We start from the raw sequence: 18,337 nt of genomic DNA on the forward strand, positions 1-18,337 counted from the left end.
AAGCATGGCGTTGACAGGTGCCAGACACTCACCTCACTATGAATTAAACATTGCAACAACAATGGACAGAGAAATTCCGGAAGCCAGCGTTGTTGTGACAAGCGTGTTTACACAAAATTTTTGTTGATGATAAATAGCACCCAATATTGGGTAGATGGTTAACATCGGCGCTGCAGCAAATATAATCAGTACTGGTTTAAGCGCTTCATCGACTGGAAATATGGTCAACAATCCAATCGCAACCATCGGAAAAATAATGAGTTTATTAACGGCAACCAAAGCGGTGCGTCTTTTTTCTTCAAGCTTGAATGACTGGCCTAATGCACCACCGATAGCAAACAATGCCAATGCGACAGCTGTATTAGAAAACCAATCGGCACTTTTCATAACAAACTCAGGCAAAGTTATATTTAATAAATTTATACCTAATGCAATAGCGATAGAAATTATTATTGGATTACTGCTAATACGTTTCGCGATTAATTTCATTTGATCGAACGTATTAGTTTTAACGCTATGGCTAATTTCCAGAAATAACAAACAAAGTGGAATAAATAAAAGATTCTCCACCAAAACGCACATTAAAAAGGCTTCAATAAATTGGCCATCAAATAGTGACAAAACAATTGGAAAGGCAACAAATGCACTATTTGGCATACCGCTACCTAATGCATTAATACATGCATCTTTCCAATCAGATTTTAATACTTGTTTACTTATGACCAACGCAAAGCCCATTGAGGCAATACCTGAAATTGCGTATACCAATAAAAAGTTAAGTTCTAATGCATTTTTAATATCCAGTTGCGACAAATTAATCAATATGACAGCAGGCAACGAGAAATATAAAACTAACTTACCTATATCCGCATGAAAACCTTGAGAGAAAAAGCGAATTTTTGTCGTATAAAAACCTGCCGCCACTATCATCGCGAGCGGCAGGAGAACGTCCATCACAGCCATATTGAGTACTTGTTAGTAGCCAAACATTTTTGGTAAGAACAGCACGCTTTGAGGCACGAAGGTAATAAAAAACAGCACGACAACTTCGAGCAAAAACAGCGGTGCTATTTGTTTTGATATAGCCGCAACACCCACTTTAGAAATGGTATTGGCAACGAACAGACAAATACCAAGTGGTGGCGTAATCAAGCCGATCATCAGGTTAAAAATAACCACAATCCCGAAGTGAACAGGGTCGATTCCGAAACTCATCGCGATTGGATGGAAGATTGGAATCAAGATAAGCATTGCCGCAATCCCTTCAAGGAATAGACCAACCACCAGCAATATCAGGTTAACCATAATCAGGAACATAACCGGGTCACTGATCGTGCTGATGATTTGCGCACTGATGTACTGAGGTACACGTGAGAAAGTCAGCAGCCAGTTAGCAACGGAAATGACCGCAATCAAAATCAAGACGATAGATGAGTCACGCATTGAACGAATAAACACTTCCGGTAAGTCACTAATTTTAAGTGTTTTATAGAAAAACATCCCAACGGTCAGTGCGTAAAATGCAGCAAAAGCAGCGGCTTCTGTCGGTGTGACAACACCTAATAGAATTGAACCCAGAATGAATACCGGCATGGTCAATGGAACAAACGCTTTTACCAATGCTTTACGGCGACTTTGACGGACAACGTTACTGCGAATCTTATGGCGCGTTGCGTAGAAATAAACAAATATCGACAGTGCAATCGCAGATAGAATACCCGGTACAATCCCTGCTAAGAATAGCGCAGGAACCGACACTCCACTTGCGATTAACGCGTAGATAATCACCGGGATACTTGGCGGAATCATTGGGCCGATAACAGATGACGCAGCAGTTAATGCGGACGAAAACTCTTTGCTGTATCCCTCTTTTTCCATTTGAGGAATAAACACACGACCAAGAGCAGAAGTGTCTGCAACCGCGGAGCCAGAAATACCCGCAAACATCACTGACGACCAGATGTTTACCTGAGCAAGTCCGCCTCGGAAGTGCCCGACTAACGCATTAGCAAAATCGATAATTCGCGTAGTGATACCACTTTTGTTCATCAGCTCACCAGCCAGAACAAACAGAGGCACTGCAAGAATTGAATAGGAATCCAATCCGCTAAAAATACGTTGAGCAACTAAGCTAATTGAAATTGGCGTACTGGTGACATAAAACGACATCGCCAGAATGATTGTGAATACGAGCGGAACACCGAATATCAGTAAGGTGCCCATCAAAGCTATAGATGGCATAGTAAATCCTTATACATCTCTACGTTTTAGACAGGGTGCGCGCCCGGTTAGAGCTGATAGATGAGCGGCTAATCGAAGTGATGCTGCGATAAGTAAGCACACACCACCAACCACTAGTGCTGATTGGAAGTAATACATACTGATCCCAATACCCGGTGATTCAATGGCACCGCGCTTCGCAACAAACAAATAACCTGACCAAATCAATATCAATGCACTCGCAAACACTGCTATGTCGGTAATGACTTCTAATCCTTTTTGGAACTTAGCTGACTTCACTGAGCTAAGAACTGAGAATTTAATGTGTAATTCATCGAGGTAACAGATTGCTGTAGCAAACATAACGCCGTAAATCATGGCGTATTTACACAGCTCTTCACCCCATAAAATCGAGGTATTGAAAAAATAACGACTGATGCTGCTAAACAACATCACTACAAAGACTGTTAGCAATGAAGTGCCAGCAAGGATAGCCAGCAGCTTTTTGTATCGCTCTATCATAGCCTTTCTCCACAAAATTCCGTAAAGCCCGTAATGGGCTTTACGGCTTACCTAAAATTATTTAGCAGCGTCTACTGCTTGAAGTGCCTCATCGATCCATTTTGAATCAATCGTCGTTTCTAGCCATTTGATCACAGCAGGCTGAGTTTTCTCGCTGAACTTCTGCTTCTGTTCCGCCGTAAGTGACGTGACTGTCATGCCTTTTTTCGCCAGTAATTCAAGGCCAGCAGCTGAGTTCACTTGTTGGATAGCGCGACTTACCGTACTTGCTACTTTTGCCGAACGGTCAATCAGTTCTCTATCCTCTGCTTTTAAGCCAGTGTAGAAATCGTCATTGATTAGCAGAAAGTCAGTGCCGTACACATGGCCATCTAGCGTGATGTATTTTTGCAGCTCGTAGAATTTGTTGTTCGCAATAACACCAACAGGGTTTTCCTGACCGTCTACTACGCCAGTCGTTAGTGCCGCCGGAACTTCAGGCCAAGCAATTGGCGTTGGTTCTGCGTCTACCGATTTCAACATTTCGATATAAAGAGGGGTGGTCATCACGCGGATTTTTAACCCATTCAGGTCTTCCGGGCTGCTGATGACTTTCTTAGAGTTGGTGAAATGACGGAAACCAGTTTCTCCGTACGCAAGGTTACGAAGCCCAGTCTGCTTGAGACAGTGTTCGCCCAGTTTTTTACCGAACTCACCATCCAGAACTTCCCATGCAACCGGAGCTGAAGGGAACAAGTAAGGGATCTCAAGCACACTCGCTTCTTTACACAGCTTGCTGTAAGCCCCAGAAACCATCGTCATTGTTAACATGCCTTCCTGAGCTGACTGTAGTAGTTCAGTTTCACCACCTAATTGGCTAGATGGGTAGACATTGACACTGATACGGCCACCAGATTCCGCTTCAACAAGATTCTTGAAGACCTGTGTAGCAGCACCTTTTTTAGATGTCGTCCAATCCTGAGAATCAACGTGACCAATAGTGATTTCAATTTCAGATGATGCGGCAGTTCCCGCGTAAGCAAGTGCGAGAGAAAGTGATAATGTTTTTATTGTTCTCATTCTGTGAACCTCCTGTTTCATGGCATTAACAATCTAGCACTCCCCCCAGATGACCTATAATTCATATAGTGAAAGTGCCATTCAATTTTTAGATAAAGGGGCAATTATCAATTAAGAACAATAGAAAATTAAATTCATTAAATTCAATGAATTAAACCAAATTTTATAGCGTTGAAATATTAAATAAAAAATAAACACCCTCCATTGTATACAATTACAAATAGGAGATTGGCGTCACAATTTATAAACAAGAAAGTAACCTAAACATTTAGCATTGTGCTTAAACATGTCTAAATAAGTGAAAAGTTAATGTGGGGTCGCCTTCTAGGGTCGTTGTCCCATCAGCGTTACCAGTTTTCCGAATTGCATATTCAACACTGAGAATTACATTGCTCATTTACAGGCGGTCTTATGTTTAACATCCCAAATATTCGGCACTTACGCGCCATTTCTGAAGTTGTCAAGACAGGCAGCATCAGTAAGGCATCTGAGACCGTATTTCTCTCCCAACCAGCCATCACTCAAGCGATTTCAAAATTCGAAAAGAGTATTCACAGTGAACTATTTGAACGTACCAGTGATGGCATGACGCCGACTCCGCAAGGTAAAGCTTTCGCGTTTCGTATTGATAGGGCGTTAGATCATATAGAGCATGGGATCTCTGAGACACTCAAGATCGCCAAAGGGCAACGCAAAAGCAACGTTCATCGATTCTTATACAATATGACGTCGACACACCTGAAGGCGTTAGTTGCCGTTTCGGATGGTCAGGGTTTTACCGAAGCCAGCCGCTTGTTGGAGGTGTCCCAATCTTCCGTTTACCGCGCGTCAAAAGATCTTGAAGAGATCTTGGATGTCACCTTATTCGAAAAAATCAGTAATGGTATCGTCGTAAGCAAAGCCGGTACCGCGCTCGTCAAAGCTTGTAAGCTCGCATTTGTTGAAATAAAGCAAGGAATCGAAGAGATCGACGCACTTAGCGACCGTCATAACAGTGTGATCACAGTGGGCTGTCTGCCGCTAGCTCGTACCTGTTTGCTACCTATTACTATTAATGAATTCAGCCAAAGCTATCCAGACTGCCGGATTCAGGTTATCGATGGCCCCTACTCCGATTTGCTCAACCACTTAAAGTACGGTGAGATCGATGTACTGATCGGCGCATTGCGATTTCCGATTCCGAGTACTGATATTCGTCAGGAAACCCTGTTTGAATCAGAAAACAAAGTCTTTGCACGCCACGATCACCCGCTATCCAAAAAAGCGAATGTCACTCTGCAGGATTTACATCAAGCCAGTTGGGTAGTCTCCAGTGCTAATACGCCAGGACGCAAGATGTTTGAAGACATCTTCATTAATGGTGGATTAGAGCCCCCTTCACGTTTGGTAGAAGCCAGTTCGCAGATGCTTGTAAAAGAACTGATACTGGGCAGCGATCGCCTGTCTGTCCTTTCTCAACATCAAATTCAACGTGAACTGGACGAAGGCCACTTTACGATTTTACCTTTTGATTGCAGCCAGCAGTCTAGACCGATTGGCCTTACCATGCGTAAGAACTGGTACGCGACTACCGTACAGACGCATTTCGTATCGCTTCTGCGTAAGAATGGCTTGAAGATGTCAGGCTAAATCGGGCAGCGCTTTCTCAAAATTGAATACCTAATATCATCTTTTGATTATTCGTGTTTTTACCCAAATGTTACAGTCGTTTTCGGTGAAGCAACATATTCGGGTATCAAAGGTGAAAACAACTCGTGCCGCATTTATTGGCTTCGGTGAAGCCGCTCAAGCACTTATCAGCATCGCTGGTGACAATGCACCGGACGTGATCAGTGCTTTTGATATCAAAACACGCGATGAGGCTACACGCGAAGCAAAACTGATGGATTACATCCAATTTCAGGTCAATGGCGCGTTTAACCCAGAGCAAGCCGTTTGTGGCGCTCAGGTTATTTTTTCTCTCGTTACACCTGATCAGGCAAACTTGGCTTTAGCACCGCTTAGTAGTGCGCTGACAGAGAAGCAGTTTGTCGTAGATTGTAACTCGTGTGCTCCTGCAGTGAAAAAACACAATGCGAAATTGGTAGAGTCGCAAGGTGCAGCCTATATTGACGCTGCAATAATGAGTCCGGTAAAAGCGAATTCAAAGCCAATCCCACTGTACATTTCTGGTAAAAAAGCCACTCTGGTTGCACCACAATTGCAGTATTTGGGGTTTGATGTAACCGTGATTTCAGAGCAGGTCGGCGATGCTTCACAAATAAAAATGTTGCGTTCAGCGATGGTGAAAGGTCTGGAAGCATTAACAACAGAATGTATGCTTGCGGCTCATCGTGCCGGGGTCGCGCCCTATGTGATTGAGTCACTGGAAAAGAGCTACCCACAACTTAATTTGTCGCAATTGGCGGTTTACCATATGGAAAGAATGCTCACTCATGGGAAACGCCGTAGCGAAGAACTTAAATCAGTAGTCGAGACACTTGCTTCACTTGATATCGATACCAGTATGTCGAGCGGCGCAATCAACTGGCATCAACGGATGTCAGATGTAAATGTAACTGTCGACAATCAAACGTTAGAACAGTTATCTAATCAAATTTTGAATACGATGGAGCACTCAGCGTCACCCATCCAATCAAACGATACCCTTACCTCTTAACCAAGTGTAATAAAGGATTATTTATGAAAGTATGTGTAGTTGGTGCAACTGGTGCCTTTGGCCGTAAGCACTTAGAAGCCATCCAAAATATCGACGACGTAACCGTATCAGTTATGGTTTCTCCAGAACAAGACAAGCTTGATGCTCTGATCAGTGAGTATGATTCACAGGCTGTTGGTGTAACGACACTTGAAGAAGCACTTGTTCGTGACGATGTTGATGCCGTTATCTTAGCAACGCCAACTCAGGTGCACGCATCTCAGGCTATCCAGTGTATGGAAGCTGGCAAGCACGTTTTGGTCGAAATTCCTATGGCTGATAACATCGAAGACAGCTACAAAGTAGTCGAGACTCAAAAGGCAACGGGTTTAGTTGCAATGGCTGGCCACACTCGCCGTTTCAACCCAAGCCACCAATGGATTCACAATAAAATCCAGGCTGGCGAGCTAAACATCCAACAAATGGATGTGCAGACATACTTCTTCCGCCGTACCAACACCAACGCGAAAGGCGAGCCAAGAAGCTGGACTGATCACCTGCTATGGCACCATGCATGTCACACAGTAGATTTGTTCCAATACCAAACTGGTGAAACCGCATCACAAGTTCAAGGCATGCAAGGCCCAATTCATCCGGATCTTGGCATCGCAATGGACATGAGCATCGGTATGAAGGTGCCATCAGGTGCAATTTGTACGCTTTCTCTGTCATTCAATAACGAAGGTCCATTTGGTACGTTCTTCCGTTACATCTGTGATGAGGGTACTTTCCTTGCTCGTTACGATGACTTGTATGACGGCTATGACAACCAAATTGATTTGACAGGTGTTACTGTGTCAAACAACGGTATTGAATTGATTGACCGTGAGTTCTTCGAAGCAATTAAGACCGGCAAAGAGCCGAACTCAAGTGTTGCTCAATGCCTGTCAGCAATGGAAACACTGCACCGCATCGAAGAGCAGCTCATTTAAGGACAACACAGCTAAGGAATCTTACTATGCAACAACGGAAAATTGGCCAATTTCTATGTAACCCTGTTGGTCTGGGATGTATGAACCTCTCTCATGCGTACGGAACACCACCGGATGAGAAACAGAGCATTCATTTACTCAACCATGCCTTGGACCTCGGTTACAACCATCTTGATACTGCGACATTATATGGTGGCGGTGCCAATGAAAAACTGGTGGCCAAAGCCGTTGGGCATAGAAGAGATGAATATGTGTTGGCCAGCAAATGTGGCATGTTCATTAACGAAGAAGGTAAGAAAGAGATCAATGGTAGTCCTGAAGCGCTGCGTAAAAACATTGAGAACAGCTTACAACGCCTAAACACAGACGTCATTGACCTCTATTACCTTCATCGCTGGGACAAAACCGTCCCTATCGAAGAAAGTGTCGGCGAACTAAGCAGACTGGTTGATGAAGGCAAAATTCGCGAAATCGGCTTGTCAGAGGTGTCCGCAGCGACAATAACAAAAGCTGCTCAAGTTCACCCAATTGCAGCGGTGCAATCTGAGTACTCACTTTGGACTCGCAACCCTGAAATCAAAGTGCTGGAAACATGTAAAGCACTGGGGACTGCCTTTGTTGCATTTAGTCCGTTAGGGCGTGGAATCTTGACGGGTAAAATCGATTCTCCGACGAATTTTACGCCGAAAGATATCCGTCGCAACATGCCTCGATTCGATAGTGAGCACTTTGCTCATAACCAGCACCTTGTGACACAACTGGCGCAATTGATCGAGCAAGAGTCTGACACTGAGCTAAGTAAAGCAAGTCTGGCTAGCATCGTTCTACGCTGGGTGCTGGATCAACACGATCATATTCATGTTATTCCAGGCACGACGAATATCGACCATCTCACCGAGAATGTTTCGGCAACGTCGGTGAGTTTGTCTAGCGACCTGTTAGAAAAAATGGGACAACTCATCAACAACAACAATGTCTCTGGAACTCGCTATAACGCTGCTCAACAAGTTGAGATAGATACTGAAGAGTTTTCTGCAAGCTCAGCAGTTACAGCCTAACTTTCATAGAATTCAAAAGCCCGCTTCGGTGGGCTTTTTTGCATATAACGCCTACATAACCACTCAGTAACCCCTTCCCTCTGCTCTTTGTGTTCCTTAATTGAGACTGTTAACGTTTTAATGACATAAGCGAACAAACATCAGGCTACGCTTCACGGCTAACCTTAACGCGTAATATAAACAAAGATGTCTGCTAACACTCCGTCTCCACTATCGAAAACACTCTGGTTCCGCCGTCTGATTCAAGTATTTTTCGCCGGCGCTGTATTACTCCTTATAGCGATTATTTACTTCGGAGTGCAGTTCAACAACCTGGTCGCGAGCAAGTTTGAAGGCCAAATGTGGCAACTACCTAATGTTGTTTATGCACGTCACTTGGTGTTAAGCCCTGCTATGCAGGTTAGCCAGAAAGATGTGCTCAGTGAGTTGGATCAGCTAAATTACCGTAAAGTCGCACAGCCAACAAAGAGTGGTGAATATAGTATTTCTGGCCAGACAATAAGGCTGATTCGTCGACCATTCGTTTTTCCTGAAGGTGAGCAACCTGCGCAGCAGGCAAGCATTCGATTTAATGGCAAACGCATTGTTAAGATCACCGATGAAACCTTAGGATATGATCTCGGCGTACTGCAGATCGAGCCACAAATTTTAGGGATGCTCGACGGTGACAACACCGAAAAACGAATTTACGTATCCAAAGATGACATGCCAGAGACATTAGTCGCTGCGTTACTTGCCACCGAAGACCGTGATTTTTATCAGCACGACGGTGTATCCCCTGTCGCTATTGCCCGCGCTTTTGCAGCCAACGTTACTGCGGGGCGTAACGTACAAGGCGGAAGTACCTTAACTCAGCAGCTCGCGAAGAACTTGTTCTTAACTCGCGAACGCAGCTTGGTTCGTAAGATTAAAGAGGCTTACTTAGCGGTGATTATGGATTATCGCTACAGCAAAGAGCAGTTGCTTGATGCTTATCTAAACCAAGTCTATTTGGGTCAAAACGGTCAAAATGCGATTCACGGTTTTGCTTTAGCATCACGACATTATTTTGGTCGACCGTTAGCAGAGCTGAGCCTTGATCAACAAGCGTTACTTGTCGGCTTAGTCAAAGGCCCGTCTTACTACAACCCTTGGCGTTACGCTGAACGAGCAAAAGCTCGCCGTGACTTAGTGCTAAAAATGATGGTCGACACTGGCGATCTCGAAGCGAGTGATTACGAACGCGCGGTTCAGAAACCATTGTCACTGGCTGTTCAGGGTAAAGGAAGTACCACTGAGCCTCCTTACTTCGACTACATAAAGCTATCACTGAAAGAAAATGGCATCGACTACAACAGTGGTCGCGGTTTGCGTCTTTTCACGACCTTCGAGCCTAAAGTGCAAGGTCAGGCAGAAGCAGCGGTCTACAACGTTATGCCCAACTTAGAAAAGAAAGCAGGCCAGTCTTTAGAAACTGCGATGGTCGTTGCCGATAAACGAAGCGGTGCAATCCGCGCGATGATTGGTAGCCGCCAGCCGAATTTCCATGGATTTAATCGTGCGATAAATGCCGAGCGTCAGATTGGCTCGCTGATAAAACCAGCAGTTTATGTCACGGCATTAGCACAGCCAGAACACTACGCGTTAGGTACGAACCTCGCGGATAAACCAATTACCATCCAAACACAAAATAATGAGAAGTGGTCGCCTAGAAACTACGACCGCCAATATCGCGGTCAGGTGAGCCTCTACCAAGCTCTAGCTCACTCTTACAATGTTCCGACCGTGAACCTAGGTATGGCGATAGGTTTAGATAAGGTAACCAACACCTTGGTGTCATTAGGCGTCAAAGAGACTCAAGTCCCACAAGTGCCATCGATGTTACTGGGTGCACTGGCACTTTCCCCTCTGAATGTCACTCAGATGTATCAGGCGTTGGGAAATCAGGGTGAAAAACAAAACTTGTTCGCACTTAGTGCGGTGCTAGATGAACATGGGCAAGAACTTTATCGTCATCAACCTCAGCAAGAAAAAGTATTGGAACCTGAGGCGGCTTGGCTAATTGAGTATGCAATGGAACAAGTCGTCGAGCAAGGGACCGCGCGTTACTTAAATCAGATCGTACCTCGCAGTGCTCACCTCGCGGGTAAAACTGGTACGTCAAACCAAGGGCGTGACAGTTGGTATGTCGGGCTTGATAACCAAGATGTCGTAACTATTTGGGTAGGTCGCGACGATAATAATCCAGTTGCTTTGACAGGATCGAGTGGCCCGTTACGAATCTATGGTGATTACCTTAAAAAGGCCGGCTACCAGTCAATCGATCAAACTAAGCCAGAGAAAATAGGGCTAGCAAACTACAGCACTGATAGTCAGGGTGGATTAAGAGAAAGCTGTTTTGGCGAAATCAGTTTACCTGTTTGGAGTGAAACAGGAGAAACGAGCCCTAACTGCCTGCAGCCTTTGGAAGATGGCCTCAAAGAAATCGGTCGTGGATTAGCAGAAGCACCGAAGCAAATCGGTGGATTCTTTAAAAGCTTGTTTGATTAAACTTAATTGATTAAGTAAGAGAGCGTTCGCGCTTTCCGCATCCCCAAAGAATTAACTCCACTATTTAGGTAAACTCCGGTTAAACTGGCGAATACCAATCACAGTGAGTAAGTGGTCAGAAATAGCGTAGGAAAAATGCTTGAGAACAATGCAACATTTTTCGATAAGTAGTTACTCTACAATCAAAAATGTTAACGCTGTTATCGAGTATTTTAACAAGCTAGAATGACCAGTTATTTACTACGATTGGTATAATATAATCAGGAAAAACCGGAGTGAGCCATGCTGATCACCTTTCGCTGTAAAAGCCATGCCAATATCACCATGTTCGGCGATATTGCCCTCAATATGATAAAAATGATGGGCCATAGCGGCACTGTGCCCGGTTCGATCTCATCTCAAGACCTGCCAGAAGCGCTCGCAAAATTAACCGCTTCGCTGACCAAAGCAGCAGAAGCAGAGAACAAATCTGTCCAAGAAGCAGACGATGATGACGAGCAATCAGAACCGGTCGTATCGATAGGTCATAGAGCAATGCCGCTTGTTGAACTGCTCAAATCTGCCATTGATGATCAATGTGACGTGATGTGGGACAGTCAGTAAACAAGCGCTAAATATTGCCATAAACCACGGCAGAAGCATTAAGACTGTGATCGTAATCTTCTCTTAATTGCTTTTCTCTTCATAATAACCAAAAGTGATTGTAGCCTATGTTTCAATCGCCAGAATGTATATTTCATTTTATTTTGTTCGCATCATAAACCTCATGGGAACGTCACGTGGACATCAAACGTCTTCAGTACTTTGTAGCTTTGGCTAAGAACGGCAACTTCACCAAAACTGCCGACCAACTGGATATTGCCCAGTCAGCACTCAGCGTTAGCATGCAAAAATTAGAGAAAGAAATCGGTCTGAAGTTGATCAATCGAAGCAGCAGACAGATTCAGCTCACCTCTGATGGCATGAGATTCCTGTTCCATGCGCGAAGGATTTTGGAAGATGTTGAACTCGCCCAGATTGAAATGGATGAGCTAAAAGGGCTCGAACGCGGCAAGATCGATTTTGGTGTTTCTGCGATGCTTGGGTCTTATTTTTTCCCTGAAGCACTGTCAGCCTTTAACCAAGCCTACCCTAATATTCGTATTCATGTTCAGGAACACGGCACGGCAACACTGGAAAAAATGCTTTTAGAAGGCGCTTTAGACTTGGCATTCGTCCGCACAGATAAACCCGTTGATCAACTGAGATACGTCTCGTTGTGCCCAGAAGAAATCGTTGCCTGCGTCAATGAGAGCCACCCTTTTGCCCAATTATCGAACGTAACGCTGGAACAATTCTGCGAGCAGCCGCTTATTCTGTTTCGGGAAGGATATTTGCTGCGTGAAGCCGTCAGTCGTTACAGCCGAAAGCACAACTTAAAACCAGATATACGCTTTGAGACCAACTTAATCGAACTCGTGAAAGCCTTAGTTAAGAAAGAAGCCGGTGTCAGCACATGCCTGAGACGAATAGTGCAAGAAAATGAGCCATTGGTTTGCGTACCATTTAATCCCGCACTTAAAGTCGAATTTGGTATTGGCTGGAAAAGCAGCCATTACCTGTCTAATGCATCGCGTGCGTTTTTGAAGTTTATGGAAGAGTGGTATCAACCCAAAAGAATCAAATAGCGAGCTATAAAAATGCCCCCAGCCGTCCGAGAACGACTGAGGGCAATACTATCCAGAAATGTCGCTAATCAGCTCTGGCTTTGAGTGGTGTTAATACTTTCAGTTGGTTCAAAACGGTAACCAGAAGAATACCCACTGTAGCCGCGATGTTAATCACATCACTATCGCCAAATGCCAACACAAGCGCACTGACGAACAGGATCCCCCTTGCCACCTTCGACAAAGGATTAAACAACCTACCTTCAATACTGCCCGCAAACGCAACGATCAATGCGAGTGTGTAGATGACTGAAAGAACAAATGGGAACAATGAGAATTCTTTAAACCAGATGAGGTTGCCGTGGGCCATCATAATAGGAATTAAGAAGAATCCTTGCGCCAACTTCATCGCCTGAATCGCAGATTTCATTGGTGACGCATTTGCAATACCAGCGCCCGCAAACGCGGCCAGAGCGATCGGCGGAGTGATATTAGAGGTCTGTGACAACCAAAAAACGATCATATGCGCGGCAAGCAGGCTAACACCTAAATCGGTCAATGCTGGTACCGCCATCACTGACAATACGATATACGCAGCAGTAACAGGTAGCCCCATTCCCAGAACCAACGCAGCTAACGCCACCAGACCGAGAACCGACCATAATTGACCGCCCGACATGGCAAGCAGGAACTGAGTGAATTGCAGACCAATACCAGTTTGTCCAATCACACCAACGATAATACCTGCGCAAGCACAAGCCACAGAGATAGGCAGAGCCATCAGTGCCCCTTCCTTCATTCCCTGTAAGATCAGCTTCAATGAAACTCGCGTCGATTTACGCACCATAGCCGCAGCAAGAATAGCGCCACACCCTGCAATTCCGACCAGAACAGGCGAGTAACTTAACATCAATAGCACCGTAATAAAGACTAATGGTGCTAAGAAGTGCCAGCCTCGGACCAGAACAATTTTGATGCTCTCTATTTGCGCCATACCTTTCAAGCCGAGCTTACACGCCATCAAATGGATATAAAGCAACGTTGAAAGAAAGTAGAGAATGGCAGGAACAATCGAAACCAGAAGGATCTCTGAGTAAGCGATGCCGGTAAACTGCGCCATAACAAAGGCTCCAGCCCCCATCACTGGCGGCATAATTTGCCCACCGGTTGACGCCGCCGCTTCAATGCCAGCCGCCTGCTCTGGTCGGTAACCTAGCTTTTTCATCATCGGAATGGTCAGCGAGCCCGTCGTAACCGTATTCGCAATGGCTGAACCAGAAATCGAACCCAGCGCAGCAGAAGCGATCACGCTTGCCTTCGCCGGACCACCGCGATACTTACCAGCCAAAGCGAAGGCACAGTCGATAAAAAATTGCCCCGCTCCGGTAACCTGAAGAAAGGCACCAAATAGCACGAAGGTAAACACCACGCCTGCGGCAATTCCCAATGGTGCTCCGTACACGCCGTTAGTCGAGAAAATATGGAAGCGAATCATCTCTTCAATAGAAAAACTCTTACTTGCGATGGCATCCGGTAAGTGTGAGCCAAACATTGCATAGAGAATAAAGACGATTGCCAACCAAGACATCACGGCACCAACAGTACGTCGCGTCGCTTCAAGCAACATCGCGATGACGACTACGCCTGCGAATATATCCGTCAGCTGAAGACCATCCATCAGAAAGCTCATATCATCGTAATCGAACACGCTAATACGCCAGGTTGCCCAGATGGTAAGTACCATGCAACACAGATCGATCATTCTCCCAAGCAGGTAGACTAACGTTGTTCTGTTTAAAGAGAATGTCGGCTTAACCAAAAATACCAATACCAGCACCCAACTAATATGAATTGGGCGAAATGTGGGCGCAGCTAACGACGCTGTAATGCCTTGCCAAATCTGAAATGCAGATAACGACACAGCAAAGATGGCAGCGACAGCAATCAGACGCTCGGTAACCAACAGGTTCCAGTTTCTATTGTCTTTCATTCACTGACCTGCCCTACTGCGCTTGCTTACTCTGCTGCTCTTGAAGATACTTTTGGGCACCCGGATGCAGAGACACAGCGCTTAGCTGGTTCATATTTTCCACCGTGGTGAATTTTGCAACACTGAGTGAGTTTTGTAATGCTGACGCGTTTTCAAAAATTAAGCGGGTCATGTTGTAAGCCAACTCTTCGTCAAGTCGCTGATTAACGACCAAAACGTTCCAAACAGCTGGTGCCGTAAAGCTTTCTACACCGTTATACACGCCCTGCTCTACCTGCACTGACTGATACGCAGGAAGCGCACCCATGATAGATTTCATGTCTTCAGCGGAGAAATTAAGCACGCGAATATCTCGTGTCAGAGCCAATTCAGTGATCGCGCCCAGCCCAGTACCACCGACAAAAACCCCGGCATCAATCTGACCATTCGCAAGAGCTTCAGCGGTCGCGGAGAAGTTAAGTGACTGAACATTCATACCGTCTTCATCAAGGTCCAGTGCAGAAAGAATACTTCTCGCACTCACTCTGGTGCCTGAACCTGGCGCGCCCAGAGAGACAGTTTTCCCTTTTAAATCTTTCAGTGAATAAATATCCGAATCTGCACGCACGACAAACTGCACAACGTTTGGATAAAGTGCCGTCAGTACCGCAACATCTAGTGCGCGTGAAAACGGCTTGCTTCCTTCTTGAGCCTGAATAACGACGTCACCCATCGCGAGACCTACCAATTGCTTATCCTGAACCACTTTGATGGTGTTCTCTACTGAAGCCGCCGTTACTTCAACTCGCATATTAAAATCAGGTAAGTTATCGCTCCAGATTTTTGCCAGAACGCCACCATATGGATAGTAAGTCCCACTCTGGCTTCCTGTACCTATGGTGTAATTTTCTGCCTGAGCACCACCCACAACACTTAACATGGAAAATAGCAGCAGCGTTTTAATTGTTTTTTTCATAATGTCCTCACGTTATTGATCTTATAAATACTCCATGTCGGCTTTTACACACCATTAACAACACTGACAAACCCGAATCCTGGCTTTTGAGATATTAATAAATAAAAGTTGCTGCAAAAAAGATGAAAAATGGCGTTTTCAATATCAATAAGTGATGAAAGGAATCTCTTTTATTAATAAAAGTGAACGAAAACGGCATTTTCGCCCGGCTAGATACGCAATCCATCTATTTTATAGATTGAAAGTATATTTTCGATATATTGAACATATAGGACCAACACTGTTAACCTTTTTGCAACAGTAAAGAACCACGGATAAACAAGATGCTCCCCATTAGGCCGCTCAACACCAAGTGGTAGACAAGCAATATCTACCACTAAGAATCAAAAGCTGAACTGGGACATCTTTTGCTGAAATAAAAGGAATAACCATGACACTAAGCATCAAAGACAGCGTAAATTCAGAACTACAAGGCATCACCGTTAACCCACATCCGGTAAATGGCCGTTTGCAGGTGATTACTCTTGGAAAGGACTTATTAGAGAAGTTTAATGATCTGACTTGTGAGTGGGATCTTCAAGCCATTGAGTACAAGCCATTTCTTCGCTTTGCTGTAGCGGAAGCACTGGATAAAGCATCCGACTATCAACTCGGTAAGCTGCTTGTTCAGATTATGGATGATCGTAATCAAGGCGCATTTCTTCTCGAAGCTTGTGATGAAGTACGAGCAGAATATGAAGACACCGAGATCCAACGTCGTTACTTCGTCAAACTCTCTACGGCAATTTCGCACATGATTGGTCTGCCAAACTTTGATGCCATGTACGGTAAATATTATGCCCGTTTTACTGTGCGTAATGTTGACGACAGTGACAGCTACCTACGTCAGGCTCACCGCCGTATGGAAATGCACAACGACGGTACCTACGTCGATGAACGCACGGATTTCGTATTGATGATGAAAATGGAAGAGAGCAACATGCAAGGCGGCGATTCGCTGTTACTGCATCTTGATGACTGGCAGGACCTAGACAAATTCTATAATCATCCAATGGCGAAGCAAGACATTACTTGGGGCGCGCCACCAAGCAAAAATACCGGTTATGACATTGAGCACCCTGTATTTTTTGAAGAAGATGCAGAAGGTAAACCACACTTCCTGTTCATTGACCAATTTGCGAAACCTAAAAATCGACGTGAAGGTTTGTACCTGTATGAAATTGGTGAGTCTCTTGAAAATGATCCGAACTGTTTCAATGTACGTGTCAACGTCGGTTCTATGCTGGTTGTTCACAACCATCGTTGGCTACACGGACGAGATAAATTTGTCCCGCACCCAGATCTAAGTCGTGAACTACTTCGCCAGAGAGGTTCATTTTCACGCTAAATGTTACTGAGCCAGGGAACGGTCTGGCACCACCAAACTAAATAACAATAATTAGCCCGTGTGCAATAACACGGGCACTACTATTTTGGAGATTTCAATGGAAAAGCCGTACGACTATGTGATTCTCGGAGGCGGAATTGTCGGAATATCAACAGCATGGCAACTGAAGCAGCGCTACCCAACCGCACGTGTTTTGGTATTAGAAAAAGAATCAGAAGTATCCATGCATCAGACCGGACATAACAGTGGTGTTATTCACGCTGGTGTTTACTACCAACCTGGCAGCCTGAAGGCCCAGTTCTGTCGAGAAGGGGTTGAAAAGACGATCAGTTTTTGTGAAAAGCATGACATACCTTACGATCAATGCGGCAAATTGTTGGTTTCAACAAACCAGACAGAATATGAGCGAATGCAAGCCCTGTATGAACGCTGTGCGCAAAATGGAATTGAAGCAGAGCTGCTTGATGAAGCTGAACTGCGAAAACGAGAGCCGAATATTACCGGCAACGGCGCTATTTACGTCAAATCGACTGCCATTGTTAACTATCGTCTGGTCACGAAGAAAATGGCGGAAGAGTTTAAAGCCTGTGGGGGCGAACTGAAACTGGGAACGGAAGTTCAGGATATTGAAGAAACCGCCGACAGTATTATTCTGCACTGTCGAAATGGTAACACTTCCCACACTTACCATGCCCAATTTCTAATCACTTGCGCTGGACTGATGGCCGATCGCATCACGCGCATGCTCAATATAGACACCGATTTTCAAATCGTCCCTTATCGCGGAGAGTACTATCGCTTGCCAGCGAAATACAACCAGATCGTCAACCACCTCATCTATCCAATTCCAGATCCAGACTTACCTTTCCTTGGTGTGCATCTGACGCGGATGATTGATGGCAGCGTAACTGTTGGTCCTAATGCCGTACAAGGATGGAAAAGAGAAGGATATGGAAAGTTCAATGTATCCCTGCGTGATATCAGAGATATGGTGACCTTTGCTGGTTTCTGGAAAGTGAGCTTTAAGCACTTAAAAACGGGGTTAGCAGAAACCTGGAACTCTTGGTGGAAACCTGGTTACCTGAAAATGGTGCAGAAATATTGTCCGATGCTAGAAGTCAGCGATCTCCAGCCTTATCCCGCAGGTATCCGTGCTCAGGCCGTTCTTAAAGATGGTTCTTTAGTGCACGACTTCCTATTTGCTGAAAGCCCGCGCTCACTGCATGTCTGTAATGCGCCTTCTCCAGCCGCGACTTCCGCAATTCCTATCGGCAACTACATCTGCGATAAAGTGGCTGAAAAAACGGCCACGACTCTCTCGGACGCGGCTTAAAATTCATC

General features: G+C 45.0%; 15 protein-coding genes. 9 read left to right on the forward strand and 6 right to left on the reverse strand.

Annotated features, from left to right (window positions below; all coding sequences use genetic code 11):
• Positions 1–36: 36 nt before the first annotated feature.
• Genes VER99_RS16335 through VER99_RS16350 form a run of 4 tightly spaced genes read right to left on the reverse strand, consistent with a single transcriptional unit; the run spans position 37 to position 3,801 of the window.
• Positions 37–963, reverse strand: coding sequence for an AEC family transporter (locus VER99_RS16335; RefSeq protein ID WP_020334237.1), 927 nt, complete (start codon positions 961–963; stop codon positions 37–39).
• A 12-nt stretch (positions 964–975) separates the two neighbouring features.
• Complete coding sequence (locus VER99_RS16340) at positions 976–2,241, reverse strand: TRAP transporter large permease (RefSeq protein ID WP_014233878.1); 1,266 nt, start codon at positions 2,239–2,241, stop codon at positions 976–978.
• Positions 2,242–2,250: 9 nt separating this feature from the next.
• Positions 2,251–2,742 (reverse strand): TRAP transporter small permease, encoded by a 492-nt coding sequence (locus VER99_RS16345; RefSeq protein ID WP_014233877.1) that lies wholly within the window; start codon positions 2,740–2,742, stop codon positions 2,251–2,253.
• 57 nt (positions 2,743–2,799) lie between these two features.
• A complete protein-coding gene (locus VER99_RS16350) occupies positions 2,800–3,801 on the reverse strand; it encodes a DctP family TRAP transporter solute-binding subunit (RefSeq protein ID WP_024372797.1) in 1,002 nt (333 codons plus the stop codon).
• 411 nt (positions 3,802–4,212) lie between these two features.
• Between VER99_RS16350 and VER99_RS16355 the strand changes: the two genes are divergently transcribed.
• The 7 genes from VER99_RS16355 to VER99_RS16385 all read left to right on the forward strand — a co-directional run bounded on the left by VER99_RS16355 (position 4,213) and on the right by VER99_RS16385 (position 12,685).
• Entirely contained in the window at positions 4,213–5,430 is a 1,218-nt protein-coding gene (locus VER99_RS16355) for a LysR family transcriptional regulator (RefSeq protein ID WP_020334233.1), read from the forward strand.
• 112 nt (positions 5,431–5,542) lie between these two features.
• The gene (locus VER99_RS16360; protein ID WP_020334232.1) at positions 5,543–6,460 is read left to right on the forward strand and encodes a DUF1932 domain-containing protein; all 918 of its coding nucleotides are present in this window, start codon (positions 5,543–5,545) and stop codon (positions 6,458–6,460) included.
• Positions 6,461–6,483: 23 nt separating this feature from the next.
• Complete coding sequence (locus VER99_RS16365; RefSeq protein ID WP_020334231.1) at positions 6,484–7,431, forward strand: Gfo/Idh/MocA family oxidoreductase; 948 nt, start codon at positions 6,484–6,486, stop codon at positions 7,429–7,431.
• A 26-nt stretch (positions 7,432–7,457) separates the two neighbouring features.
• Entirely contained in the window at positions 7,458–8,489 is a 1,032-nt protein-coding gene (locus VER99_RS16370; RefSeq protein ID WP_020334230.1) for an aldo/keto reductase, read from the forward strand.
• A gap of 186 nt (positions 8,490–8,675) precedes the next feature.
• A complete protein-coding gene (gene mrcB / locus VER99_RS16375) occupies positions 8,676–11,018 on the forward strand; it encodes a penicillin-binding protein 1B (protein WP_020334229.1) in 2,343 nt (780 codons plus the stop codon).
• A gap of 282 nt (positions 11,019–11,300) precedes the next feature.
• Positions 11,301–11,621 carry a DUF1840 domain-containing protein gene (locus VER99_RS16380; RefSeq protein ID WP_020334228.1) on the forward strand — a complete coding sequence of 107 codons (321 nt, stop codon included), beginning with the start codon at positions 11,301–11,303 and terminating at the stop codon, positions 11,619–11,621.
• Positions 11,622–11,797: 176 nt separating this feature from the next.
• A complete protein-coding gene (locus tag VER99_RS16385) occupies positions 11,798–12,685 on the forward strand; it encodes a LysR family transcriptional regulator (RefSeq protein WP_020334227.1) in 888 nt (295 codons plus the stop codon).
• Positions 12,686–12,749: 64 nt separating this feature from the next.
• On the opposite strand, the gene VER99_RS16390 is transcribed toward VER99_RS16385, so the two are convergent.
• Both VER99_RS16390 and VER99_RS16395 read right to left on the reverse strand, forming a co-directional pair.
• Positions 12,750–14,654: a TRAP transporter permease gene (locus VER99_RS16390; protein ID WP_020334226.1), complete on the reverse strand. Its 1,905-nt coding sequence runs from the start codon at positions 14,652–14,654 to the stop codon at positions 12,750–12,752.
• Between the two features lie 13 nt (positions 14,655–14,667).
• Positions 14,668–15,609, reverse strand: coding sequence for a TAXI family TRAP transporter solute-binding subunit (locus VER99_RS16395; RefSeq protein ID WP_020334225.1), 942 nt, complete (start codon positions 15,607–15,609; stop codon positions 14,668–14,670).
• Positions 15,610–16,039: 430 nt separating this feature from the next.
• Between VER99_RS16395 and glaH the strand changes: the two genes are divergently transcribed.
• Both glaH and lhgO read left to right on the forward strand, forming a co-directional pair.
• Positions 16,040–16,996 carry a glutarate dioxygenase GlaH gene (gene glaH / locus VER99_RS16400; RefSeq protein ID WP_014233866.1) on the forward strand — a complete coding sequence of 319 codons (957 nt, stop codon included), beginning with the start codon at positions 16,040–16,042 and terminating at the stop codon, positions 16,994–16,996.
• A gap of 97 nt (positions 16,997–17,093) precedes the next feature.
• Positions 17,094–18,329, forward strand: coding sequence for an L-2-hydroxyglutarate oxidase (gene lhgO / locus VER99_RS16405; RefSeq protein ID WP_014233865.1), 1,236 nt, complete (start codon positions 17,094–17,096; stop codon positions 18,327–18,329).
• The last annotated feature ends 8 nt before the right edge of the window (positions 18,330–18,337 follow it).

Source organism: Vibrio natriegens NBRC 15636 = ATCC 14048 = DSM 759, from assembly GCF_035621455.1.
GTDB classification, from domain to species: domain Bacteria; phylum Pseudomonadota; class Gammaproteobacteria; order Enterobacterales; family Vibrionaceae; genus Vibrio; species Vibrio natriegens.

Excerpts from the sequence above, each read along its gene's own strand:
- VER99_RS16365 (WP_020334231.1), top strand. The coding sequence starts at position 6,484 with ATGAAAGTATGTGTAGTTGGTGCAACTGGTGCCTTTGGCCGTAAGCAC.
- lhgO (WP_014233865.1), top strand. The coding sequence starts at position 17,094 with ATGGAAAAGCCGTACGACTATGTGATTCTCGGAGGCGGAATTGTCGGA.
- VER99_RS16355 (WP_020334233.1), top strand. The coding sequence starts at position 4,213 with ATGTTTAACATCCCAAATATTCGGCACTTACGCGCCATTTCTGAAGTT.
- VER99_RS16350 (WP_024372797.1), bottom strand. The coding sequence starts at position 3,801 with ATGAGAACAATAAAAACATTATCACTTTCTCTCGCACTTGCTTACGCG.
- VER99_RS16390 (WP_020334226.1), bottom strand. The coding sequence starts at position 14,654 with ATGAAAGACAATAGAAACTGGAACCTGTTGGTTACCGAGCGTCTGATT.
- VER99_RS16345 (WP_014233877.1), bottom strand. The coding sequence starts at position 2,742 with ATGATAGAGCGATACAAAAAGCTGCTGGCTATCCTTGCTGGCACTTCA.
- VER99_RS16340 (WP_014233878.1), bottom strand. The coding sequence starts at position 2,241 with ATGCCATCTATAGCTTTGATGGGCACCTTACTGATATTCGGTGTTCCG.
- VER99_RS16335 (WP_020334237.1), bottom strand. The coding sequence starts at position 963 with ATGGCTGTGATGGACGTTCTCCTGCCGCTCGCGATGATAGTGGCGGCA.
- VER99_RS16370 (WP_020334230.1), top strand. The coding sequence starts at position 7,458 with ATGCAACAACGGAAAATTGGCCAATTTCTATGTAACCCTGTTGGTCTG.
- mrcB (WP_020334229.1), top strand. The coding sequence starts at position 8,676 with ATGTCTGCTAACACTCCGTCTCCACTATCGAAAACACTCTGGTTCCGC.
- VER99_RS16395 (WP_020334225.1), bottom strand. The coding sequence starts at position 15,609 with ATGAAAAAAACAATTAAAACGCTGCTGCTATTTTCCATGTTAAGTGTT.
- VER99_RS16380 (WP_020334228.1), top strand. The coding sequence starts at position 11,301 with ATGCTGATCACCTTTCGCTGTAAAAGCCATGCCAATATCACCATGTTC.
- glaH (WP_014233866.1), top strand. The coding sequence starts at position 16,040 with ATGACACTAAGCATCAAAGACAGCGTAAATTCAGAACTACAAGGCATC.